Raw genomic sequence first — 23656 nt, forward strand, 5'->3', positions numbered from 1 at the left:
CCCCGCTATCCCCCCCCCCCCCCCCCGGAGAGGTTAAACCCCCCCCCCGGGGGGAGAGGGAGGGGCCCGGCCCGCTTGGGCCGGGAGGGTGAGGGGGCTGCCCGTCGGCGTCGGGCTCACTCGTCGTTGAACGGGCCGATCATCAGCGGCTCGAGCTTGAACCAGTTGCCGAGCTGGCTGTAGGTCAGCTTCACCGGCTTCAGGTCCCAATACACCTCCGACCGGGTCGGGCCGATGCATTCCAGCTGGCCGGATTCGTTCTTCTCGCGCTTGCAGCCGTCCTCGCTGTCCAGATAGTAGACGCGGCCGTAGATGCCGGCCTGGTCCTGCTCCACCGTGCCGAAGAAGGCCTCGACATCGGCGTCGTTGTTCTCGCCGCCGAAGAAGGATTCCTCCGGCTTCACCACCGCCTCGTTGAAGCGCAGGTTGTAGTCGTAATAGCCGGTGTAGTTGCGGCTCTGCCCCTTGGCGTCGGTGAAGTTGCCCTCTTCCTCGACATAGCGGATCGAGCCGGCGACCTTGTCGGTATAGGCCTGGTTGCCGATGGCGTATTGGAAGCTGATGCCGTTGTTGTCGGTCAGCCAGTTGCCGAGCTCGTAATCATAGTCGAGATTGCCGGAGACCCGGGTCTGCGGCAGGAACGAGAACGGGCCCGGCGCCAGCACCAGCCCCTGGAAGGCCAGCGGGTCCGGGTTCTTGACCTGGATCGTCACCACCTTGCCGTTGACGGTGCGGGAATACAGCTTGTCCGCCGCCTTCGAGGCGCGGTTGATCTGCTCGCCCAGCTCCCACCAGCGGGTGACCTCGCGGCCCTGGATGACGCCGCCGAACTTGCCGCTGGACTGCTGGCCCTTGACGATGTCGAGCCGCAGATTGCCGGATTCGGGCTGGTAGCGCCCGCCCTCGTCGATCGGCGTCTCGCCGCGCAGGATCGCCACTTCCTTGGCGATCTGGCTCGGGTTCTGCGGGTTGTTGACGTCGATCCGCAGGCTGTAGGTGATGGTGTCCTCCGGCTTGCGCTGGGCCGAGCCGGCATAGGCCATCAGGTCCGCCACCGTCAGGGCCTCGATGGTGTAGACGTCGAGGCCGTTGGTGTTGCGGACGCTGCGCGAGTTGAAATCGATGGTCATATGGCCGGTGACCTTGGCGCCGTCGGTCACGGTCTGCAGGCCGCGATTGGCGCTTTGGGCCCAGGCCGGCGTCGCCGCAAGCAATGCGGCCAAGGTCGCGACGCCCGCTGTCATGCGATGAGTCATGGTCTCCCCCTTCAATTCTGCCGTGGGCGGGGCTGTCTCCGCCGGCCGCATTCTGGCACTGCATAATGGGGCAGGCGACTCGGGGCTTTTCCATGGCGAAGACGAGGCAGGGCGGCGGCGGGGCGCCCGGGTCGGGGGTGACGGTCCGGCCGATGCGCGGCGACTCGGCGGAGATCGCGGCGGTGGTGGCGCTGATCCGCGGCGCCTTCGCGGACTACATCGACCGGCTCGACCCGCCGCCCAGCGCGGTGCGCGAGACGGCGGAGAGCATCACGGAGCTGCTGGGCCGCGAGCTCGGGCTGGTGGCCGAGATCGGCGGGTCGGCGGTCGGCTGCCTGTTCCTGCAGCGGCGCGAAAGTGGCGACATCTATGTCGGCCGGGTCGCGGTGGCCGGCGCGCATCGCCGCGGCGGCGTCGGCCGGGCGCTGATGGCGGCGGCCGAGGCGGAGGCGCGTCGGCTGGGCGGCCGTCGCCTGACCCTGGGCGTCCGCCTGGCGCTGGACGGCAACCGCCGCTTCTTCCAATCGCTCGGCTTCGCCGAAGGCGCGCTGCACGCCCATCCAGGCTATGACAGGCCGACCTGGGTGGAGATGACGAAGGCGATCGGGTGAGAGGGCCGACCTGCGGGCGCCTCCGCCCCTTTGTGGACATTCGTTCTGTCGTGATAGTTTGGGCCATGACCATCGTCGAACCCGAGCTCAGGCTTTCAGCGCAATGCGCACTGCTCGGCGCGATCCACCCCGCGATCAGGCTAGTTAAGATCAAGCGAGAGGGGGCGACGATCAGAATGACGATCGTGGCGGCTGAAGATCTCGGCAACGATGCTATCGACGCGCTTTCAGTTGCCGCCACGGAAATCGTTGCCGACTTTCCGATGTGCCAGATCGAAAAACAAGTGATCGTAAGCACGGATGCCTTGCCCAAAGAGAATATCCTGGCTGAGGGCTGGGTCTACCAACGACTGGAGCACAGCATCCGCTAGCCGTTCGTGCGAACAATCTGCATTGGTCAGACCGTCCGCCCGACGGCCCGCTCACCCCCGAAAACTGCGGCGGAACTCGCGCGGGGTCATCGCCTTCAGCGCCCGGAACTGGCGGTTGAAATTGGCGATGTTGGGATAGCCGACCTCGTCGGCGACATGGGCGATCGGCCGGTCGCTGTTGATCAGCAGCGAGCAGGCCTGGCCGATGCGCAGCTGGGCGACATAGCGCGACACGGTCAGCCTTGTGTGCCGGCGGAAGAAGCGGTGGAAGGCCGAAGGGCTGAGGCAGGCCAGGCCGGTCAGCCTCGCGATCGGGATGTCGTCGCGGTAATGGGCGTGGATGTGGTTCAGCACCCGGTCGATCCGGGCCTGCTCCGGCGCCGCCACGGCGGCCGGCAGCGGCGCCGGGGCGGCCAGCGGCGCCCGGCCGTCGTCCCGCGCCAGGGCGGTCAGCACCTCGATCAGCCGCAGCAGCCGGCCGGCGGGGTCGAGATCCGGCATCGCCTCGATCGCCGGCCGCACCGAAGCGGCGACAGCGGTGGAGAAGGCGAGGCCGCGCCCAGCCTCGTCGAGCAGGCGCGCCACCGGCCGCAGCTCGGCCAGCGACCCGACCAGCCGCGTCGCCCAGTCCGGCGAGAACCACATCACCAGGGCGATGTGCGGCCGGGCCGGGTCGATCCGCTCGCGCGAGCACCAGGTGTGCGGCAGGTTCGGCCCGACCAGCACCAGGTCGCCGTCGTCATACTGGCCGAGATGGTCGCCGACATGGCGCTGGCCGCGGCTGTTCAGGGTCAGCGTCAGCTCGAATTCCGGGTGGTAGTGCCACTCGAACGGGATGGCGTCGTCCAGCCGCCGGTTCAGCAGCGTCCAGGACGCATCCCCCGGCACCGTCACCTTCTCGAAGATCGGCTGCATGGCGGGAACTGATACACAACGACGGCCTGCACACGGCCTGACGCGACTCCAGTATCAGTTTTCGGCAGGCGGCGCCAACATGGCAGGCCCGGACGGCGCTACAGTCCTGACATGGACGGCCGAACGCCGCACCGCTCAGGGGAAACGCCGATGGACCGCTATCAGTACGGGGACAACCGGCCGGGCAACGCCTCGGTCTCCTACACCTACGACACCCAGCTCAAGGACATCGAGAAGACGCTGCCGCTGCGCGTCCTGTCCGAGGCGGACTGGAAGCACTGGATCACCTGGGGCTATGTCGTGGTCCCGAACGCCGTACCGGCCGAGAACCTCCAGCGCACCCGCGACCTGCTGTGGGAGTTCCAGGAGATGGATCCGGCTGATCCGGAGAGCTGGGTGAAGCCGCAGCTGCGCGACCATGCGATGAAGGAGCTGAACAACAGCGGCATGGTCGAGATCTACAATCACCAGCTGCTGTGGGACAACCGCCAGCACAGCCGTGTGTATGACGCCTTCGTCGACATCTGGGACACCGAGCGGCTGTGGGTCACCATCGACCGCGCCAACCTGAACCCGCCGAACCGGCAGGCCCGCGGCTTCAACGGCTTCATCCACTGGGACGCCGACACCTCGCTGACGCCGCTGCCGGTGAACTGCCAGGGCGTGCTGTCGCTGGTCGACACCGACCCGGAGATGGGCGGCTTCCAATGCGTGCCGGAGCTGTTCCGGACGCTGGAGACCTGGCGCCAGACCCAGCCGGCCGACCGCAACCCCTGGGCGCCGGACACCGCCGGCTTCGAGATCAGGAACATCACCATGAAGGCAGGCGACCTGCTGATCTTCAACAGCCTGCTGGCGCACGGCATCCGCCCCAACCGATCGCAGGACCGGGTGCGGATGGCGCAGTACATCTCGATGGCCCCGGCCGACGAGGGCAATGCCCAGCTGCGCGACTGGCGCATCCAGTCCTGGCGCGACCGCGAGCCGCCGCAGGGCTACGCCTTCCCCGGCGATCCGCGCGAATGGGAGAAGACCCGCTATGAGCGCGCCAGGCTGACCCCGCTGGGCGAGAAGCTGCTCGGCCTCGCCTCCTGGGACGAATAGGCCGGCGCGGCGCCCCGGCGCCGATCATGTCCCATTCGTAACTTGTCCGGGGCCGGGCGCGGCGCGAAGGTCCGGCCCCGGAGGTGCGCCATGGCGGCCGATGATATGGCATCGAGGAAGGGCGGAAGCGCCCGGCGCTGGCTGCGCGGCGCCGGCGAGCTGGCCGTGCTGCTGCTGGTGATCGCCGCCGGCAAGACCGCCATCGCCGAGCCCTTCTACGTCCCCTCCGGCTCGATGGAGCCGACGCTGCAGATCGGCGACGAGCTGGTCGCCACCAAGTTCAGCTACGGCTACAGTGCCGCCTCGCTGCCCTTCGGCCTGACCGTGCCCGCGAGCGGCCGGGTGCTGGGCCGGATGCCGGCGCGCGGCGACGTCGTCGTCTTCCGCTGGCCCGGCGACCCGTCGCAGACCTGGGTCAAGCGGGTGATCGGGCTGCCGGGCGACCGCGTCGCGATGCGCGACGGGCGGCTGTGGATCAACGGCGAACCGGTCGGGCTGCGGCCGGACGGCGAGGGCAGGGTGGAGCGCGGCGACGGCGCGACCGTGGGCGCCATCCGCGCGATCGAGACCCTGCCGGGCGGGGTCAGCCACCCGATCTTCAAGCTCTACGCCCGCGGGCCGCTGGACGAGATGGCGGAGGTCACGGTGCCACCCGGCGATCTCTTCGTCATGGGCGACAACCGCGACAACTCGGCGGACAGCCGCCTGCCGGTCAGCGCCGGCGGCGTCGGCCTGCTGCCGGTCGGCGACCTGGTCGGCAAGGCCGAGCTTGTGGTCGCGTCCTGGGATCTCGGCCGCGCCTCGCAGCCGGTCTGGACCTGGCCCGCCGGCCTGCGGCTGGACCGCTTCCTGTCGGCGATCGAGTGAGGTACAGGTCACGCGGTATGATTTTCTCATACCGCGTGCTAGAATCTTGGTGGAGGATCGAACGATGCCATCCGCCGAGAAGCGAACCGTCAGCCTGCCCGTCGAGCAGGCCAATTACATCGATGGCCTGGTCGCGTCGGGCGCCTACGCGACGGCCAGCGAAGTTGTCCGCGCCGGCCTGCGTGCCTTGCAGGAGCGGGATGCCGCCGTCGAGCAGTGGCTGCGAGAGGAAGTCGTCCCGATCGCTACGGCGATGCAGGACGACCCTGGCCGGGCGATCCCGGCAGCCGAGGTGTTCGCGGAGATCCGTGCGCTGCACGCAAAGCGATCGCGGACTCCGTGACACAATACGCGGTCGTCTTCTCGCCAGAGGCCAGGGACGATCTGCTGCAGCTCTATCGGTATATCGCCGAGCACTCCGGCGCCGAGCGGGCCATCGGCTACATCGAGAGGATCGAAGCCTTCTGCCAGGGCTTCTCGACGTTCCCGGAGCGGGGAGCGTCTCGGGACGATCTGTTTCCGGGATTGCGCGTCGTCGGCTTCGAACGCCGGGTCGCCATCGCCTTCCACATCAGTCCTGGCACGGTGACGGTCGATCGCATTCTGTATGGCGGCCGTGACCTCGGGTTGCTCAGCCAATAGGCCGAGTTCAACCAGGGATGCCCATGGAGAACTATCCCCAAAACTGTCATGCCCGGGCTTGACCCGGGCATCCAGAAGGTGTCGACGCTCTCTGGATTGCCGGGTCATGCCCGGCAATGACAGGCAATATGATCAGATCGCCGCGGTGACCTGGATCTCGACGCGGTATTCCGGGCCGGCCAGCTTGCTCTCGACCGTGGCGCGGGCCGGGGTGTTGCCCGGCGAGACCCACTTGTCCCAGGCCGCGTTCATCGCCGCGAAATCGGCGATGTCGGCCAGCCAGATGTTGGCGGTCAGCAGCTTGGTCTTGTCGGTGCCGGCCTCGGCCAGCAGCCCGTCGATCGCCGCCAGGATCTGCCGGGTCTGGTCGGTCACGTCCGGGGTCGGGGTCTCGGCCACCTGGCCGGCCAGGAACACGCGGTCGCCATGGATCACGGCCTGGCTCATGCGCGGCCCGACGCCGATGCGCTTGATGGTCATGGAATATCCTCTCTCTTCTTCGGTTGGATCAGGACTCGAGCCTGGCGAGAAGCTTGGCCCGGGTGGGTTCGTCGACGAAGGCGGCCTGCAGCGCGGTGCGGGTGACCTGCCGCAGCGCGGCTTCGTCGAGGCCGAAATGCCGCTCCGCCACCTCGTATTCGCGGCCGATGGTGGTGGCGAAATAGGGCGGGTCGTCGCTGTTCAGCGTCACCTTCACCCCGGCCTCCATCAACTGGCGCAGCGGATGGGCACGATAGTCCGGGTAGACCTTGGTGGCGACGTTGCTGGTCGGGCAGACCTCCAGCACCATGCCGCGGTCGGCCAGCTCGCGCACCAGGGTCGGGTCCTCGATCGAGCGCACGCCGTGGCCGATGCGGGCCACCGGCAGGCGCAAGGCCGCCCACACGCTTTCCGGCCCCGCCGCCTCGCCGGCATGGACGTTGCAGGCCAGGCCGGCCTCCTCATGGGCTATGCGGAAGGCCTGGGCGAACAGCCGCGGCGGGAAGCCGGCCTCGTCGCCGCCCATGCCGAAGCCGGTGACCAGCGGATGCGGGTGCTTCGCCGTCAGCTTCGCCACCTCGACCCCGCGCTCCGCCCCCAGATGGCGGACGCAGGTGACGATGATGCGGGCTTCGATACCGGTCTCGGCCCGCGCATCCTCGATGCCCTGGACGATGCCGTCGAGATGGCCCTGATAGGACAGGCCGGCCGTGGCGGCATGGTCAGGCGAGGACATCAGCTCGACATAGATCGCGCCCTCGGCGGCGCAGGCCTTCAGGTATTCGTAGGTGACATCGCGATAGTCCTGCTCGGTTTTGACCACCGTGCTGGCGATGTCGTAGACCTTGAGGAAGTGCAGGAAGGTGGTCCAGGCGAACTCGCCGGTCGCCGTGAACAGCTCCGCCGGCAGGGTCATGCCGTGCCGGGCGGCCAGGCGGCGGACCAGGTCCGGGCTGGCCGCGCCCTCCAGATGCAGGTGAAGCTCCGCCTTCGGCAGCATCGCCGCGCCCTCCGTCATGATGCCGATATCCCGCTCTCGCCGGCCGGGTCGGTCGCCGCTGCAGGCGGCGAGGCGGGCGACCGGCTCCGCGTCTCGCGGTGCAGGATGTAGAGGCCGCTGGCGACGACCACCGCCGAGCCGACCCAGATCCAGAGATCGGGCACGTCGCCCCACAGCATGAAGCCCAGCCCCACGCCCCAGATCATGCCGGTGTATTCGAACGGCACCACGATCGACGGCGTGGCCACGCGATAGGCCTGCGCCATCATGATGGCGCCGATGCCGCCGAGCAGGCCGAGCACGGCGAGCAGCCCCGCGTCCTTCCAGGTCGGGGTGACCCAGACGAAGGGCATCTGCACCCCGGCGACGGCGACGATGACGATGGTGGCGTAGAAGATCATCGAGGCGTTGGTCTCGGTGCGGCTGTACAGCCGCATCAGCACCATCGACAGGGCATAGGCCGCGGTGGCCAGGAGAGCGATGGCGCCGCCGCTGCCGAAGGTGCTGCCCTCGCCGCCCGGCCGGATCATGATCAGCACCCCGGCGAAGCCGACCAGCACGGCCAGCCAGCGCTTGAGGCCGACCTTCTCGCCCAGGATCGGCACCGACATGGCGGTGATGAACATCGGCGCGGCGAAGCCGATGGCGTAGGCGTCGGCCAGCGGCATCACCGCGAAGGCCCAGAAGAAGCCGAAGGTGCCGATGCAGCCGACCAGGCCGCGCATCATGTGCACTCCGATCCGGCGGGTCCGCAGCGCCTTGAGCCCGGGCGGCCGATACAGCATCACCAGGGTCGGGATCAGCCCGATGGAGGCGCGGAAGAACACGATCTGGGCGATCGGATAATCGGCCGACAGCCATTTGATCATGGCGTCCATGATGCACAGGAGGAAGATGCCGCCGGTGTAGAGCGCGATGCCCTGCGCTGCAGACTGCTTCGCCTGCGGTGGCGCTGTCGCGGCCTGCACGCCCATGGCTCAGGCGATCCGCTCGGCGACCAGCGCCGGCTGGGCCGGGGCAGTGTCGGCCACGGCCATGGCGGCGCGGATCGCGGCTTCGGCCGCGGCGGCCGAGGTCTCGTCGCGGGCGTGCAGCAGCGCCAGCGGCCGGCCCTTGCCGCCGACGGCCTCGCCGATGGCGGCGATTTCGGTCAGGCCGACAGCGTGGTCGACGCCGTCCTCCGGCCGGGTGCGCCCGCCGCCCAGCGCGACGATGGCGACACCGATCGCCCGGGCGTCGACCGCGGCGACGACGCCGTTGTGCTCTGCCGCGATCGGCCGTACCACCGGCGCCGCCGGCAGGTGGTCCTTCTCCAGGATGTCGGCCGGGCCGCCCAGCTCGCCGACCATGCGGGCGAAGCGCTCGGCCGCGGCGCCGCTGGCCAAAGCGTGCTCGACCTTGACCCGGCCGGCTTCGGCATCCGCGGCCAGGCCGCCGATCACCAGCAGCTCGGCGGTCAGCCGGGCGGTGACCTCCCACAGCCGCTCGTCCTTCGGCCCGCCGGTCAGCAGGTCGATCGCCTCGCGCACCTCGACCGCATTGCCGGCGGCACGGCCCAGCGGCTGGTTCATGTCGGTCAGCAGGGCAACCGTCGGCAGGCCGCCGCCGTTCGCCACGTCGACGATCGACCGGGCCAAAGCCCGCGCGTCGCCGATATCGCTCATGAAGGCGCCGGTGCCGAACTTGACGTCCATCACCAGCCCGCCCAGGCCGGCGGCCATCTTCTTCGACAGGATCGAGGCGGTGATCAGGTCGATCGACTCGACCGTGCCGGTGGTGTCGCGGATGGCATAGATGCGGCGGTCGGCCGGGGCGATGTCGCGGGTGGCGCCGACCACCGCGCAGCCGGCCGAGCGCACCACCCGGTCCAGCACATCCGTCTCCGGCTGGCTGACATAGCCCGGGATCGAATCCATCTTGTCCAGCGTACCGCCGGTGTGGCCCAGGCCGCGGCCGGAGATCATCGGCACGAAGCCGCCGCAGGCGGCGACGATCGGGGCCAGGATCAGGCTGGTCTTGTCGCCGATGCCGCCGGTCGAATGCTTGTCCAGCACTGGTCCGGGCAGGTTCGCGCCCGACCAGTCCAGCACCCGGCCGGACCGGGCCATGGCGCGGGTGAAGGCCACCCGCTCCGGCATGATCATGCCGCGAAAGAACACCGCCATGGCGAAGGCGGCGATCTGGGCGTCGGTGACGCTGGCATCCACCGCGCCGCGCACCATCGCCGCGATCTCGGCATCGTCGAGCACGGCCCCGTCGCGCTTGCGGCGGATGATCTCCTGCGGCAGCAGCGCCATCTCAGCGGCGCTCGATCGACGCGGCGACGAACTCGGACATGGCGACCCTCGGGCGAATCCGTTTGGACACGGTTGGTTCTTACTAGGACGGGAAACGGATGGACGCCAGAGGCGGCGTGTGGCTTCCGTTCAATCCCACCAAACGCTGTATGGCGTGAACCCCGGCTTCGGCTCTGCGGCGGCGGGCGGCTTGCCGTACATCCATTTGGCCAGAACCTCGTCGAACCTCAGGTCGGCAAGGGCGCTTTCAATCGAGCTCTGCGGAAGGGACGAGATGACGTAGACCGTATCCGCGAATGGCCAGCTCTCATCGTCATCCACGGCGCAGATGCGGACCAGGATGTCCTGCACCTCAGGCCGCCGACACAAGGTCACCAGCGTCCGGTAGAATTCGGCAATGGCGGGTTGCTCATCTCCGAGATTGCAGCCGATCGAGCCACGATCGTCATTGCCCTCGAAGAACAGGTCGAGCGGCACCGCGATCTCGCCCGACCCGGCTCGCTGCTGCGCCGAGATCTCGTCCACCAGACGCTGCCGGGCCTTATTCAAGCTCTCCGCCATCGCTTTCGTCAGCTCTGTCCTTGTGCTGGGTGTCGTTCAGCGCTCCGACCACCTCGTAGACCGGGCCTAGCCGATCGTACTCGGCTTTGACCTCGGAATCGGCGAGGAGCCGATCTCGCAGCTTCTCGAGACCGATCGTCATCTGACTTCCTTTGTCCGCTACTCGATGTTCGACGCGTCGCGAGTCCCAGACTACTCCTTCAGGTTCTCCGGCCCGAAGGAATGGGGCAGCAGGGCGTCGAGGGTCGTGGTCATCCGCAGCCCCTCCGGCCCGCAGACATGGATCTTGGTGTCGCCGCGGGCGAATTCGCGGATGCGCTGGCGGCAGCCGCCGCAGGGCGTGCACAGCAGCGTGTCGCCGGCCTCGCCGCCGATCACCACGATCTCCTCGATCGCCCGGCCGCCGGCCGCGACCATGATGCCGATCGCCGTCGCCTCGGCGCATTGGCTCTGCGGATAGGCGGCGTTCTCGACGTTGCAGCCGGCATGGATGCGGCCGTCCGGCGTGCGGATCGCGGCGCCGACCGGGAAATGCGAATAGGGCACATGGGCGCGGGCGCGGGCCGCGCTGGCCGCCTGGAACAGCGCCTCGAAGCCGGGATCGCTCATGGCTTACCGTTCCTTGATGTAAGGCACGCCGCTGGCCTTCGGCGCCGTCGCCCGGCCGATGAAGCCGGCCAGCAGGACCACCGTCAGGATATAGGGCAGCGCCTGGATGAACTGTACCGGGATCTCGCCGATGCCCGGGATGCGGGTGCCCTGCAGCCGCGCCTCGATCGCCTCCAGCAGGCCAAACAGCAGGCAGGTGAACATCACCGGCCAGGGCTTCCATTTGGCGAAGATCAGCGCGGCGAGGGCGAGATAGCCCTTGCCGGCGGTCATGTCCTGGCCGAAGGAGGCGTTCTGCGCCACCGACAGATAGGTGCCGGCGAGGCCGCACAGCACGCCGGTCAGCACCATCGCCTGGTAGCGCAGCGCCGTGACCGAGATGCCGGCGGTGTCGACCGCGGCCGGGTTCTCGCCGACCGCGCGCAGCCGCAGGCCGAAGCGGGTGCGGTAGATGATCCAGGCCGTCAGCGGCACCGCCAGGAAGGCGACATAGACCAGCACCGAATGGCCCGAGATCAGCTCGGACCAGATCGGCCCGATCACCGGCACCTCGCGCAGCGTGTCGGCCAGCGGCAGCACGATCTGCTGGAACCGGGCGTCGCCCTCCAGCGGCGGCGTCTGGCCGCCGCGCTGGTACCAGGCGATGCCGAGCGTGACCGTGATCCCCGACGCCAGGATGTTGATGGCGAGGCCGGAGACCACCTGGTTGCCGCGATGGGTGATCGAGGCGTAGCCGTGCAGCAGGGCCAGCAGGACCGAGACCACCACGCCCATGCCGAGCCCGGCCCAGGCCGAACCCATGTAGGCGGCCGTGGCGGCGGAGGCGAAGGCGGCGGCCAGCATCTTGCCCTCGAGGCCGATGTCGACCAGCCCGGCCCGTTCGGCGAAGAGGCCGGCCAGCGCCGCGAGCACCAGCGGCGTCGAGGTGCGGATGGTGGCGTCGAGCAGGGCGATGACGTCGAGCAGGGTCATGAGCTTGTCCCCTTCGCCGCCTGCAGCACTGGCTGGCGGCGTCGGAACAGCGCCTCGATCCGCGGCCGGAACAGGTTCTCCAGCGCCCCGGCGAACAGGATCACCAGCCCCTGGATCACCACCACCATCCAGCGCGTGATCTCCGGCATGTCGAAGTTCAGCTCGGCCCCGCCCTGGTACAGGGCGCCGAACAGCGCCGCCGCGAAGATGATGCCGAAGGGATGGTTGCGTCCCATCAGCGACACGGCGATGCCGACGAAGCCGGCCCCGGCGACGAAGTTCAGCAGGATGCGCCGCTGCACGCCCATGATCTCGTTCAGCGCGATGAAGCCGGACAGGGCGCCGGAGATGCACATCGCCAGGATGATGATGCCCGCGACCGAGATGCCGCCATAGACGGCCGCGCGGGGATTCAGCCCCACGGTCCGCAGGGCATAGCCCCAGCGGGTGCGCCAGACGAAGATCCAGACGAAGACGCAGCAGGCCAGCGCCCACAGGAAGGACAGGTTCAGCGGCAGCCGCCGCATGCGGATCCCGAACCAGGACAGCACCTCGCTGATGGTCGGCAGCACGGTGTTGGCGGTAAAAGCCCGGCTCTCGGGCGATTGCTGGCCCGGTGCGATCAGCACATGGACCATCAGATAGACCATCAGCGACGAGGCGATGAAATTGAACATGATCGTCGTGATGACGATGTGGCTGCCCCGCTTGGCCTGCAGATAGGCCGGGATGAAGGCCCAGGCGGCGCCGAACAGGGCGGCGGCGACGATCGCCAGCGGCAGCACCAGGATGAAGGGCAGGAAGTCGAGGTAAAGGCAGACCAGGCCGACCCCGAGCCCGGCGACATAGGCCTGGCCCTCGGCGCCGATGTTGAACAGCCCGGCATGGAAGGCCACCGCCACGGCCAGGCCGGCGAAGATGAAGTTGGTGGTGTAGTAGAGCGTGTAGCTCCAGTTCGGGAAGCTGCCGAAGGCGCCCTTCAGCAGCAGCCCGGCCGCCCGCACCGGGGTGTAGAGATAGTCCGCCCCGGGCAGCGTGCCGTCGGCGTACTGGCCCCAATAGATCAGCAGCACCACCAGCCCGGCGGCGACAAAGGCCAGGATCAGGTTGACCGCCGGGATCAGCCCGATCGACACCCAGCGCGGCACATCGGCCGGGCGGCCGAGCGCGCTCATTCCGCCGCCTCCTGCTGGACGCCGGCCATCATCAGGCCCAGCGACTGCTCGCTGGCGCCCTCGGCTGCGACCTCGCCGACGATCATGCCGTCGAACATCACCAGGATGCGGTCGGCCAGCGAGCGGATCTCGTCCAGCTCGACCGAGACCAGCAGGATCGCCTTGCCGCTGTCGCGCAGCGCCACCAGGCGGCGATGGATCGCCTCGATCGCGCCGATGTCGACGCCGCGGGTCGGCTGGCCGACCAGCAGCACCTTCGGGTCGCGCTCGACCTCGCGGCCGACGATGATCTTCTGCTGGTTGCCGCCGGAGAAGTTGGCGGCCTTGAGATGCGGGTTCGGCGGCCGGACGTCGTAATCCTTCATCAGCCGCTCGCAATGGGCCAGCACCTTGCGGCCGTCGGTCATCACCGCGCCGTTATAGGCCGGGTCGTCGTGATGGCCGAGGATCGAGCATTCCGCCGCGGTGAAGGCGGTGACCAGGCCGTCGCGGTGGCGGTCCTCCGGCACATGGCCGACGCCGAGGCCGCGCAGGGTCCTGGCGTCGACATGGGGCAGGGTCGACAGCGCGGTGCCGCCGACCGCGATGTCGCCCTTGGCCGGCCGGACCATGCCGGCCAGGGCGGCCAGCAGCTCCGACTGGCCGTTGCCGGAGACGCCGGCGATGCCGACGATCTCGCCGGCCCGTAGCGCGAAGGACACGTCCTTGACCCGGCGCACGCCCTGGCCATCGACGACGTCGAGGCCGCGCACCTCCATCAGCGTCTCGCCCGGCCGGGCCGGGGTCTTGTCGACGCGCAGCAGCACCTTGCGGCCGACCATCAGCTCGGCCAGCTGCTCGCGGCTGGTCTCCCTGGTCGCGACATTGGCGACGACGCGGCCCTGCCGCATCACCGTCACCGCATCGGTGATCGCCATGATCTCGCGCAGCTTGTGGGTGATCAGGATCACCGTCTTGCCCTGGGCCCGCAGCGCCGCGAGGATGCGGAACAGATGGTCGGCCTCCTGCGGCGTCAGCACGCCGGTCGGCTCGTCCAGGATCAGGGTGTCGGCGCCGCGATACAGCGCCTTCAGGATCTCGACCCGCTGCTGCAGCCCGACCGGCAGGTCGCCGACCACGGCGTCGACCGGCACCTCGAGGGTGTATTCGCGCTCCAGCCGCTGCAGCTCCGCCCGCGCCCGGGCCTTGCCGCCGGCCAGGAGGGCGCCGCCCTCGGCGCCGAGGATCACGTTCTCCAGCACGGTGAACGGCTCCACCAGCATGAAGTGCTGGTGCACCATGCCGATGCCGGTCGCGATCGCGTCGCTGGAGGAGGTGATGCGTTTGGGCTGGCCGTTGACCAGGATCTCGCCGCTGTCGGCCTCGTAGAAGCCGTACAGGATCGACATCAGGGTCGACTTGCCGGCGCCGTTCTCGCCGATGATGCCATGGATCGTGCCGGGGGCGATCGTCAGCGACACGTCCTGGTTGGCCTTGACCGGGCCGAAGCTCTTGTTGATGCCGCGCAATTCGATGGCCGGCGGCGCCCCCACTGGGGCACCGCCGGCCGTCGCGGCGCGGGTCACGCCATCATTGTCCATTGCGGATCGGACGCCGCTGTTACATCGGGCAGGAGTTGTTGGTGCGGTAGTCCACCACCTGGATCGAGCCGTCGATGATGCCCTTGGCCGCCGCGTCGACCTTGGTCTTCATCTCCGGCGTGACCAGCTTGGCGTTGTTGTCGTCCAGCGCCCAGCCCACGCCGTCCTCCTTGAGGCCGAGCACGTTGACGCCGGGCTTGAACTTGCCGTCCTGGGCCGATTTGAAGACGTTGTAGGCGGCGACGTCGACGCGCTTCAGCATCGAGGTCAGGACCGAGCCCGGATGCAGGTGGTTCTGGTTGCTGTCGACGCCGATCGACAGCTTCTTGGCGTCGGCCGCGGCCTGCAGCACGCCCAGGCCGGTGGCACCCGCCGCGGCATAGACCACATCGGCGCCGCGGTCGAACTGGCTGCGCGCCAGCTCGCCGCCCTTGGTCGGGTCGTTCCAGGCGGCCGGGGTGGTGCCGGTCATGTTCTCCAGCACCTTGGCGCTGGAATTGGCGTAGTGCACGCCCTGGACATAGCCGCAGCCGAAGGCGCGGATCAGCGGGATGTCCATGCCGCCGACGAAGCCGACCGTGCCGGTCTTCGAGGCCAGCGCCGCCAGCACGCCGACCAGGAAGGAGCCTTCCTGCTCCTTGAACACGATCGACTGGACGTTCGGCTTCTCGACCACCGCGTCGATGATCGCGAACTTCACGTCCGGGAACTCGTCGGCCACGATCTCCAGCGCCGGGGCCTGGGCGAAGCCGACGGCGATCACGACATTGGCGCCGTTCTCGGCCATGCGGCGCAGCGCCTGCTCGCGCTGGGACTCGTTGGTGACCTCGAACTCGGCGATCTTCACGCCGGTCTCGTCGGACCACTTCTTCGAGCCGTTGTAGATGCCTTCGTTGAAGGAGCGGTCGAACTTGCCGCCCATGTCGAAGACCACTGCCGGCTTCACCTCGTCGGCGAAGGCAGCCCCGGCCACGAGCGCCGTGGAGAGGGCGAGGGCGGAGAGAAGGTTTTTCATTGTTGGAAGACGCTCCCTGTCGAACCAAGAGTCAGAACATATCTGCCATGCGCATGGGGCGCCAGCGCCGCGAGGGGCCGTGGGCATGGGTGGAGGATATGGAGCAGGCCGGCCGCGCCGGGCGTCGGATGCCGTCGTCATCATCTCTCCCAGGGGCTCGATCCCGGACGTCCAGCCGGGAGACGACGAACCGCAAGCCTCGCATGGCGCCGCGACCGGATTCCCGTGCCCTCGGCGCCGCCTCTCCTGAAGTCGAACCGTAACTAAATCCTGACCAAACGGGCAAAGCAAATTTTGCGTTGAAAACCAGTATTAATATCGGACAAAAGGCCTATCGGTGGGGACTGTGCTCAACCGCCCAGGGCCGGGGCAGGCGCCGCGGCGTCCGGCGCGGTCGGGTCCTCGGCCGCGGTGGCGACCAGCCAGTCGCGGAAGGCGCGCACGGCCGGCCGGTCGATGGCGTCGGTCCGGCACAGGAAATGGTAGGCGTAGTCGGCGACCTGGATGTCCGGGAATGGGCGGATCAGCCGGCCGCGGACCAGGTCGTCGGCCATGATCGAGCTGCGGCCGAGCGCCACCCCTTCGCCGGCCGCCGCCGCCTCCAGCATCATGTGGCTGTCGCTGTAGCGCGGCCCGCGGCGATGGTCGATGTCGTCGAGCCCGAAATGCAGCAGCCAGTGCTGCCAGGTGACCCAGGGCTCGTCATCCCCGGTCAGCACGTCGTGGATCAGGGTGTGGTGGCGCAGGTCCTCGGGCCGCAGCAGCGGGTGCGGCCCGTCGCGCAGCTGCGGGCTGCACACCGGGAACACCGCGTCGTCGAGGAAGCGCTCGACATGCAGGCCGGGCCAGCCGCCGCGGCCGTAGCGCAGGGCGATGTCGACCCGCTCGCCGCGGAAATCCACCGCCTGGTGCTGGGCGCGGACCTCGATCTCGAGGCCTGGGTTGAGCCGGCGGAACCCGGCCAGCCGCGGCAGCAGCCAGCGCACGGCGAAGGAGGGCAGCACGGTGACCGACAGCACGGTCTGGATCTCGTCGACCCGGACCCGCGCCACCGCCTCGGCCAGGCGGTCGAAGCCGCGGGTCAGCTGCGGCGCCAGGATCCGGGCCTGCTCGGTCAGCACCAGCCCGCGCGGCAGCCGCTGGAACAAGGCGACGCCGAGATGCGCCTCCAGCGCCTTGACCTGATGGCTGACCGCGGCGGGAGTGACCGCGAGCTCGTCGGCCGCGTCGACGAAGCTGAGGTGCCGGGCGGCGGCCTCGAAGGCGCGGAGGGCGTTGAGCGGAGGCAGGCGGCGCGCCATCGGATCGGCCCGGTCATGCAATAGATTTTCTAAGCCGTAGCACGAGAAAGCCTCGTTTGTCGAAGCGAGAACGAAGGCGCAACTATCAGGGCGAGGCGGATGCTTCCCCCGAGGGGCCAGCCGCTCTCGAAAGCAAGGAGAACCGTGATGTCCGCCACTGGAATCCAGCTCACCGCGTCCCGTACCGACCTCGCCTCCCGCGGCCTGGTCCTGCGCCTGGTCGACCGGCTTCTGGACTGGCAGGACCGTGAGCGGCAGCGCCGTCACCTGTCCAGCCTCGACGACCATGTCCTGGCCGATGTCGGGCTCAGCCACAGCGATGTCGAGGAAGAGGTCCGCAAGCCGTTCTGGCGCGCCTGACCTCGAGCGGCGGCCCTGGGTGCTCTCCGCCCCCAGGGCCGATCACGCCGGGCGGTCCCGGCGATCCGCCTTTCCGCAGCCTGCTAGAGCTTGATAATCTGCATGCCCCCCGTCCCTGTGAACACGAACAGGCGACGGCCCGGCATCACCCGCAGCCGGCGGGCCTCGGCCGGAAGCTGATATCGATTCAGCAAGGTCGGCTGGCGCGGATTGCGCACATCGATCTCCTCGACATCACCGTCTGCCGCAACGAACACCGATCCGGAGCCGAGCGCGATCGCCGGACCACCGGGGCTGGCCGCGTGGAACCCGACGCGGACCGGCCGGCTCGGCTGGCTCACATCCAGGATGTGGAGGCCGCTCGAGCATCGCAGGTGGATGGTCCTGGCATCGTCGCTGACGGCCAGGTCGCTCGAGAACGCGCAATCGTCGGCGTAGCGTCCGATCTCGCTGATCTGCGAGGGGTTGCCGACATCGAAGATGCGCAAGCCCCCCGGAGGACCTCCCGCGGCGTCCGGCGCGGTGGCCGCGAAGAGCAGACTTCCGGCCAGTTGCAGCCGCTCGACACGGGTGTCCACCGGAACCGCATCCCGCACCACCGGACGGGCCGGGTTCGACACGTCGACGGACGTCACCGAGCCCCCGTTCGTGGCCGTGCCGAGATAGACATGCCGGCCCTTCCCCGCGATCGCGGAGGAGAATTCGGCGGGCAGGCGTCCCAACTCGCGCGGCGACGACGGATTGCTGAGATCGACGACGATCAACCCATAGCCCCAGGCCGCCAGATAGGCCCGTCTGCCGTCGACCGACATGTCCTCGAAGGCGCGGGCCTGCTTGGCCTTCGGCAGGTCGGCGTCGAACCTTCCCGTCGGCGTGAGATCAGCATCGCTGGCCACGCTCAGCCCATAGACGTTCTGGAGCAGCACCAGGCTGCGGTCGATGAGGGCCGCGTCCCTGACATCGGCGCCGCCAAGGGTGTCGACGACGCTGGCCAGGCGGGGCGATGCCGTCTTGCCGGTGTCGAAGAGAGCCAGCTGATCGGTGGTGGTGGCCACCCATCCGAACTGGCCCTGCACAGCGGTGGTTTCCGCGGCGAAGGCATTGTCGAAGTCGGCGCGGCCGACCCGGCGGACCGGCAGGCGCAGGCTCCAGACGCTGACGCCGGATGCCCCGAAGCCATAGGCCTTGTCGCCGGCGACGAAGCCATTGAACAGGGCCTCGCCCGGTGCTGCGCTACCCCACAGCAGCGGCGGGCCGCCCCAGGGCGGCAGGTAGTACAGATTGACGCTCAGCCCGAACCCCACCGCGAGCGGCCAGGCAAACTGCAGGCGGAAATTCTCGAACCCGTCCAGATTTTCGCTGGTCACCCTCTTGGGCAAATTCTTCCGGCTGTTGTCGAACACCTGCAGCAGAGTTTCGCCCAGCCATGTCCGGCCGGACGTGAAGATGCGGCCGCCGGCGATGCCGACCACATCGGCCGGGCCGGCCTCGACCACCCGGATGGCTCTGGGGTACAGCGGATCGGCCAGGGAGTGGACGACCAGGCCTCGTTCGCTGTCGAACGCATAGAGGAAATCCCCATCGATCGAGATCGCCGTGATGTTTTCGGCCGCTGCGTTTTTCCGCAGGGTGCCGCCATCGACCAGCCTTGGACGCCCCGGATTCAGGAGGGAATAGATCGCCAGGCCGGAGGTGCCGTCCTGTCGCTGCCAGCTGGCGTAAAGATATCGGCCGCGCGACGCGATCGAGGTGATGACGCCGGCAAGCGGCTGCCGGCGCGTGTCGCCGGCCAGCCGGGGCGCCTCCGGAGTCCGGTAGTCCCAGGCCGTGACGGTGGATCCGGCCGGAAGATAGACGAAGTCGCCTTGCTTGAGGGGGACGCCGATCTGGCCGCCATAGGCCGTCTGATTGGCCCGTGTCGCCAGATCCTGCGCCAGATCCTGCGAATGGGCCAGGCCCGCGCCGGACATCGCGAGGGTCAGCGCCAGTGTTATCTGTCTTGAATACCGAAATGCCGTTTGCCGCACATGCGCCGATAATCTTGTCGTTGCAGATGTTCTCACGACCGGCTCCTTTTTGATTGGGTTGGTTTTCGGCACGTCTGTCGAGGGCATGGGGTTGTGGCGTCGATTCGGCCTCAGGACGGAATCGACGACATCCCGGTCTTTCCCGGACGGAATCTCAGAAGGAAGCAGGCGAACTCACGAAGGACATGCTGCACGATCGACGCAGGCATGGATGCAAGCTCGCCTCCCTTGGATTATTCGATCCCGGAAACATCGAAGCCTATGGATCTGGCGGCGAAATGCCGATCCACAGATTCGGATCTGGATTTCACCATTACAAATGAAACGAAATCTGACAAGCGGATTTGCTGGAGCAGAAGACGGTCGCTGGAGGTCTATTCAATATTGCCAAAAATTAGATTCTTTTATTGTAAATCATGACACTTGTTTTGCCTTGTCCGGCAGTCTGCCGAGGGGCGGGCTCGCCGTGACGATCGATGCGTCCCATGGCTGATCGCGCCGCATGGCGGCGGCCGGATCGGATGCTAGATTGATCCCATGACCGAAGGGATCGCCGACCACACCGAGACCCTGGCCGAAGAGATCGCGAATGCGGTCACCCACGGCATCGGCGCCGCCCTCGCCGTGGCCGGGCTGGTGGTGCTCCTGGTCCTGGCGAGCCTCTACGGCGGCGCGCTCGAGATCGTCAGCCTGGCGATCTACGGCGCGACGCTGGTGCTGACCTATGTCGCCTCCACCCTGCTGCATGCGGCGCGCTCGGCCCGGTTCAGACACGCCTGCAATCTGCTCGACCACGCCTCGATCTATCTGCTGATCGCCGGCACCTATACGCCGTTCCTGCTGCTGGGCCTGCGCGGCGCCTGGGGCTGGGCGCTGTTCGTCGTCATCTGGGGCCTGGCGATCACCGGGGTGACGCTGCGCCTGGCCCTGCGCAGCTACGGTCGGCGCATCGCCTTGCCGCTCTATCTCGGCATGGGCTGGCTGATCCTGGTCGCGATCGGCCCGGTCTGGTCGTCGCTCGGCGGCGTCGCGGTCGGCTGGATCGTGGCCGGCGGCCTCGCCTACACCGCCGGCGTCGCGTTCTATGTGTGGGAGCGGCTGCCCTTCAACCACATGATCTGGCACCTGTTCGTGCTGGCCGGCAGCGCCCTGCATTTCACCGGGATCATGATCACCGTCGTGCCGCGGGGCTGATGCCGCTGCGGATGATCTCGATCGGTGATGTCGGATTCCCGTTCGGCCGATCGTCTTCAAGACAGGCAGGCTCTGGAGACCGACGATGACCATCACGATCACCGCCTTTGAACGCTCTCCCGATCGCGGCAACGGGCTGGCGCGGGACATGCGCGTTCGCTGGGCGCTCGAGGAAGTGGGCCAGCCCTACGAGGTTCGTCTTCTGTCGTTCAAGGCGATGAAGGAGCCCGCGCATCTCGCGCTTCAGCCTTTCGGGCAGATTCCGACCTACGAGGACGGCGATCTCGCCCTGTTCGAGTCGGGGGCGATCGTGTTCCATATCGCCGAGCGCCATGCCGGCCTGCTGCCGGACGATGCCGCTGCCCGGGCGCGCGCGATCGCGTGGATGTTCGCCGCGCTCAACACGGTGGAGCCGCCGGTCTTCGACCGTGCCCTCGCCAGGATCCTCGAGCGCGATGAGCCCTGGTACGAGCAGCGCCTGCGTGGCCTCGAGGACAGCATCCGGAAGCGGCTGGACAGCCTGTCCCGTCGGCTTGGCGATGCCGACTGGCTCGATGGGGCGTTCAGCGCCGGCGACCTGCTGATGGTGACGGTGCTGCGCCGGCTGCAGGGGGCGGATCTGCTGGCGGAGCACCCCAACATCTCCGCCTATGTCGCCCGGGGCGAAGCGCGGCCCGCCTACCAGCGCGCCTTCGCTGCTCAGGCGGCGGTCTTCAAGGCGGCATCGAAAGGCTGACGAAGGCCGCTCCGGGCCGGTTCACGATCAGCCATAGCAGCAGCCCGAAATACCAATCCGTCATGGCGAGCCCCGGAAGGGGCGTGGCCATCCAGACTGTCGCCACCTGAGCGGGGGCTGAAAGACTGGATGGCCACGGCGCTGCGCGCCTCGCCATGACGAAAAAAAGAGAAGCCGGAGCGTCGATTTCAAAGGTCGCCGGCGTCAAGGCAAGGCTTAGCTTGACTAAATGTTCCTATTTTGTTCTAATGCGCGGATGGTCGATGGTGCCACCACAGCCGGGACTCGCCCCGCCGCTTCGCCGGCTGCGGACGAGGCTGTCCGGCAGGCCGAGCTGCTGTCCGGGCTGACCAAGCTCGCCCTGGAGATGGCCCGGGCCTTCCAGGCCCAGGGCGTCGCCGCCCTTGCGGCCGGCGATCTCGACCGCGCCGGCAAGGCCGAGGCCCGTTTCAGCAGCCTGTTCCTCGGCATCCGCCGCGTCGTCGCGCTCAAGGCCAAGCTGCGCCGGCAGCGGCAGGAGGCCGCTTCGCCGGCCGCGGATGAGGCCGCCCGGGACGCCCAGGATGCCGCGATGCTGTCCGAACTGATGGAGCTTGCGGAGGAGCTGGCCCGCGGCTTTCACGCCCAGGCCCTCGCCGCCCTCGCGGCCGACGATCTCGACCGCGCCGGGACGGCCGAGACCCGCTTCAGCAGCCTGTTCCTCGGCATCCGCCGTGCGATCGCACTGAAGATCAGGCTGCGGCAGCAGCGGGAGCAGGCGCAGCGCGAGGCCGAGTTCCGGCGGAAGACCCGGCAGGACGAAAAGGACGGCCGGCGCCAGGCCGTCTCCCAGGGCGTCGCCGCTGCCATCGCCGCGGTTCCCGACCCCGAGGCCCGGGAGCAACTGACCACCGATCTCCGGGAAAAGCTGACCGAGGACGAGCGCATCGACGTCGACCTCGCCGACACCGCCTTGCCGATCGAAGCCCTGATCGCCAGCCTGTGCCGGGCCCTCGGCCTGCCGCCCCCCGGGACTCCTCCGGCCGGCGGGCCTGCAGCCGGCAGGTCTGCCGCCGCGGCGAAAGCCGGGCCTCCGGCCGCCGGCCCGAAGGGTCAGGTCTCCGGTCTGGCCCGGCACCGCGCCGCTTCCAAACTCTGTCGCCCCATCCCGGCCGATGATGCTGGCGGGCCCGAGGGCGAGCGGCCGTCCGTCGGCACCGGGCCGCCCGATCCGGCGCCGCACCGCGACCGGCACCGATCGACCGACGCCGAGCGGGCCGGACGCCGCAGCGAGACCGCGCGCGACGCCCGATGGCGCCGCTTGCGGATGCTCGCCCCCATCCATCGGCTCGGCTGAACCGCCGCGGCGTCGTCGGCGGGCGCGGCAGCGACGCAGGGGCTGGCACGGAACCGCCGCCGTCGCCATTCTGTCTCTCGGGACCGACAGGGCACGAGGGGCGAGTGAGCAGACAGCCGGACGACATCTTCCAGGAGGACCTCGGTCCCGCGCCGGCCCGTCGCGGCTGGGGCGCGCGGCTGGGCGGACTGTTCCGGCGCCGGGCGACCGCAGGCACGCCGCCGCCCACACCGCCACCGGCCGGCGGCCGGCGCTGGTCCCGGGCGGTCGGCTGGGGCATCAGCGGGCTGGTGGTGCTGTTCGTGCTGTACATGGCGGTCGGCGCCTTCGTGGTGCACGCGATCGACGACGACCCGGACTTCGCCCCGGCCGCGCCGGTGGCGAACGGCAGCCAGGCGGTGGAGATCGCCGCGGCGTTGATCGAGCGCGAGACCGGCGGCGCCCATCGCTGGACCGCGAACGACCCGTTCTTCCTGCCGGGCTGGCTGCTCGACAACATGCCGAACTACCAGCAGGGCATCGTCTATGCCCTGTCGCGCTTCACCGCCGAGATGGGCGACCAGATCGGCCGGTCGCGCGGCTCGTCTCAGGTGGATCCGGATCTCGATCGCGCCACCGGCCTGCTGCGCTATCCGGGCACGATCTGGCTGTTCGACCTCAGCACCTCCTGGGCGCCGACCGCGTCGTCGGAATCGCAGTACCGCGCCGCCGCCCGGGCGCTGCGCAGCTACAACGACCGGGTCGCCGCCGGTACCGCGCCGTTCGAGCGGCGGGCCGACAACCTGCTGCAGTCGATCGACCGCTTCGCCGCCGATCTCGGCTCGCAATCCTCGGTGATCGCCGACCATATCGAGGCCAGCCGCGGCTGGCTGATCGACACCCAGGCGGACGACATCTTCTATGCCACCAAGGGCCGGCTCTACGCCTATTTCCTGGTGCTGCGCGCCCTCGGCCGCGACTTCGACGGGGTGATCGCCCAGTCCGGCGCGACCAAGATCTGGGACGAGATGGTCGACAACCTGCGCGAGGCGGCGGAGCTGCGGCCGCTGGTGGTGATGAACGGCCGCGCCGACGCCATGTTCCAGCCGAACCACCTGGCGGTGCAGGGCTTCTTCCTGCTGCGCGCCCGCACCCAGATGCGCGAGCTGTCGAACGTGCTGCGGAACTGACGGCCGGCGCGGGATGAATCAGGGCCGGATCGGCTCATCCGATCGCATCGAGGCGGTAGGTTGTTGCCTCTCCCGCAA

The 23656-nt window shown here is 68.8% G+C and carries 26 protein-coding genes; 11 read left to right on the top strand and 15 right to left on the bottom strand.

All coding sequences use genetic code 11. The features are described from left to right. Positions 1-116: 116 nt before the first annotated feature. A complete protein-coding gene (locus tag AAHM41_RS26630) occupies positions 117-1244 on the bottom strand; it encodes a hypothetical protein (RefSeq protein ID WP_342239630.1) in 1128 nt (375 codons plus the stop codon). A gap of 104 nt (positions 1245-1348) precedes the next feature. Here AAHM41_RS26630 and AAHM41_RS26635 point away from each other — a divergent pair, with 104 nt between their 5' ends. Then, complete coding sequence (locus AAHM41_RS26635; RefSeq protein ID WP_342239631.1) at positions 1349-1867, top strand: GNAT family N-acetyltransferase; 519 nt, start codon at positions 1349-1351, stop codon at positions 1865-1867. A 65-nt stretch (positions 1868-1932) separates the two neighbouring features. Then, positions 1933-2238, top strand: a complete 306-nt coding sequence (locus AAHM41_RS26640) for a hypothetical protein (RefSeq protein ID WP_342239632.1) — start codon at positions 1933-1935, stop codon at positions 2236-2238. Positions 2239-2289: 51 nt separating this feature from the next. On the opposite strand, the gene AAHM41_RS26645 is transcribed toward AAHM41_RS26640, so the two are convergent. Beyond that, complete coding sequence (locus AAHM41_RS26645; protein ID WP_342239633.1) at positions 2290-3153, bottom strand: helix-turn-helix domain-containing protein; 864 nt, start codon at positions 3151-3153, stop codon at positions 2290-2292. 150 nt (positions 3154-3303) lie between these two features. Here AAHM41_RS26645 and AAHM41_RS26650 point away from each other — a divergent pair, with 150 nt between their 5' ends. From AAHM41_RS26650 to AAHM41_RS26665, 4 genes are all read left to right on the top strand, one after another. Then, positions 3304-4257, top strand: a complete 954-nt coding sequence (locus AAHM41_RS26650; protein ID WP_342239634.1) for a phytanoyl-CoA dioxygenase family protein — start codon at positions 3304-3306, stop codon at positions 4255-4257. A 90-nt stretch (positions 4258-4347) separates the two neighbouring features. Beyond that, on the top strand, positions 4348-5124 hold the full coding sequence (gene lepB, locus AAHM41_RS26655) for a signal peptidase I (protein ID WP_342239635.1): 777 nt from the start codon (positions 4348-4350) through the stop codon (positions 5122-5124). A 64-nt stretch (positions 5125-5188) separates the two neighbouring features. Continuing rightward, positions 5189-5467 carry a type II toxin-antitoxin system ParD family antitoxin gene (locus AAHM41_RS26660; protein WP_342239636.1) on the top strand — a complete coding sequence of 93 codons (279 nt, stop codon included), beginning with the start codon at positions 5189-5191 and terminating at the stop codon, positions 5465-5467. Next, positions 5464-5766, top strand: coding sequence for a type II toxin-antitoxin system RelE/ParE family toxin (locus AAHM41_RS26665; protein ID WP_342239637.1), 303 nt, complete (start codon positions 5464-5466; stop codon positions 5764-5766). The genes AAHM41_RS26660 and AAHM41_RS26665 overlap by 4 nt, the downstream gene beginning before the upstream one ends. A gap of 132 nt (positions 5767-5898) precedes the next feature. Here AAHM41_RS26665 and AAHM41_RS26670 read toward each other — a convergent pair whose 3' ends face one another. From AAHM41_RS26670 to gcvA, 12 genes are all read right to left on the bottom strand, one after another. Continuing rightward, a complete protein-coding gene (locus AAHM41_RS26670) occupies positions 5899-6246 on the bottom strand; it encodes a RidA family protein (protein WP_342239638.1) in 348 nt (115 codons plus the stop codon). Between the two features lie 28 nt (positions 6247-6274). Continuing rightward, the gene (locus tag AAHM41_RS26675; RefSeq protein WP_342239639.1) at positions 6275-7264 is read right to left on the bottom strand and encodes an adenosine deaminase; all 990 of its coding nucleotides are present in this window, start codon (positions 7262-7264) and stop codon (positions 6275-6277) included. Further along, positions 7261-8220: a DMT family transporter gene (locus AAHM41_RS26680; protein WP_342239640.1), complete on the bottom strand. Its 960-nt coding sequence runs from the start codon at positions 8218-8220 to the stop codon at positions 7261-7263. Before AAHM41_RS26680 ends, AAHM41_RS26675 begins: the two co-directional genes overlap by 4 nt. A 3-nt stretch (positions 8221-8223) precedes the next feature. After that, a complete protein-coding gene (deoA, locus tag AAHM41_RS26685) occupies positions 8224-9543 on the bottom strand; it encodes a thymidine phosphorylase (RefSeq protein ID WP_342239641.1) in 1320 nt (439 codons plus the stop codon). Between the two features lie 129 nt (positions 9544-9672). Next, entirely contained in the window at positions 9673-10104 is a 432-nt protein-coding gene (locus AAHM41_RS26690) for a hypothetical protein (RefSeq protein WP_342239642.1), read from the bottom strand. After that, the gene (locus tag AAHM41_RS26695) at positions 10085-10246 is read right to left on the bottom strand and encodes a hypothetical protein (protein ID WP_342239643.1); all 162 of its coding nucleotides are present in this window, start codon (positions 10244-10246) and stop codon (positions 10085-10087) included. Before AAHM41_RS26695 ends, AAHM41_RS26690 begins: the two co-directional genes overlap by 20 nt. A gap of 50 nt (positions 10247-10296) precedes the next feature. Continuing rightward, complete coding sequence (locus tag AAHM41_RS26700; protein ID WP_342239644.1) at positions 10297-10713, bottom strand: cytidine deaminase; 417 nt, start codon at positions 10711-10713, stop codon at positions 10297-10299. 3 nt (positions 10714-10716) lie between these two features. Further along, positions 10717-11685, bottom strand: a complete 969-nt coding sequence (locus tag AAHM41_RS26705; protein ID WP_342239645.1) for an ABC transporter permease — start codon at positions 11683-11685, stop codon at positions 10717-10719. Then, on the bottom strand, positions 11682-12860 hold the full coding sequence (locus tag AAHM41_RS26710; protein ID WP_342239646.1) for an ABC transporter permease: 1179 nt from the start codon (positions 12858-12860) through the stop codon (positions 11682-11684). The genes AAHM41_RS26705 and AAHM41_RS26710 overlap by 4 nt, the downstream gene beginning before the upstream one ends. After that, positions 12857-14440, bottom strand: coding sequence for an ABC transporter ATP-binding protein (locus tag AAHM41_RS26715; RefSeq protein ID WP_342239647.1), 1584 nt, complete (start codon positions 14438-14440; stop codon positions 12857-12859). The genes AAHM41_RS26710 and AAHM41_RS26715 overlap by 4 nt, the downstream gene beginning before the upstream one ends. Before the next feature lie 19 nt (positions 14441-14459). Continuing rightward, entirely contained in the window at positions 14460-15455 is a 996-nt protein-coding gene (locus AAHM41_RS26720; RefSeq protein ID WP_342239648.1) for a BMP family lipoprotein, read from the bottom strand. 350 nt (positions 15456-15805) lie between these two features. Next, complete coding sequence (gene gcvA, locus AAHM41_RS26725; RefSeq protein WP_342239649.1) at positions 15806-16756, bottom strand: transcriptional regulator GcvA; 951 nt, start codon at positions 16754-16756, stop codon at positions 15806-15808. A gap of 147 nt (positions 16757-16903) precedes the next feature. Here gcvA and AAHM41_RS26730 point away from each other — a divergent pair, with 147 nt between their 5' ends. Then, entirely contained in the window at positions 16904-17116 is a 213-nt protein-coding gene (locus tag AAHM41_RS26730; protein ID WP_342239650.1) for a DUF1127 domain-containing protein, read from the top strand. Positions 17117-17199: 83 nt separating this feature from the next. Here AAHM41_RS26730 and AAHM41_RS26735 read toward each other — a convergent pair whose 3' ends face one another. Continuing rightward, a complete protein-coding gene (locus tag AAHM41_RS26735) occupies positions 17200-19230 on the bottom strand; it encodes a hypothetical protein (RefSeq protein ID WP_342239651.1) in 2031 nt (676 codons plus the stop codon). Positions 19231-19680: 450 nt separating this feature from the next. Here AAHM41_RS26735 and trhA point away from each other — a divergent pair, with 450 nt between their 5' ends. The 4 genes from trhA to AAHM41_RS26755 all read left to right on the top strand — a co-directional run bounded on the left by trhA (position 19681) and on the right by AAHM41_RS26755 (position 23578). Beyond that, a complete protein-coding gene (gene trhA, locus AAHM41_RS26740; protein ID WP_342239652.1) occupies positions 19681-20337 on the top strand; it encodes a PAQR family membrane homeostasis protein TrhA in 657 nt (218 codons plus the stop codon). A gap of 85 nt (positions 20338-20422) precedes the next feature. Then, entirely contained in the window at positions 20423-21073 is a 651-nt protein-coding gene (locus AAHM41_RS26745; protein ID WP_342239653.1) for a glutathione S-transferase family protein, read from the top strand. 256 nt (positions 21074-21329) lie between these two features. Next, complete coding sequence (locus AAHM41_RS26750; protein ID WP_342239654.1) at positions 21330-22409, top strand: hypothetical protein; 1080 nt, start codon at positions 21330-21332, stop codon at positions 22407-22409. 104 nt (positions 22410-22513) lie between these two features. Beyond that, the gene (locus AAHM41_RS26755) at positions 22514-23578 is read left to right on the top strand and encodes a DUF2333 family protein (RefSeq protein WP_342239655.1); all 1065 of its coding nucleotides are present in this window, start codon (positions 22514-22516) and stop codon (positions 23576-23578) included. Positions 23579-23656: the final 78 nt, after the last annotated feature.

It is taken from the genome of Inquilinus sp. OTU3971 (assembly GCF_038440215.1).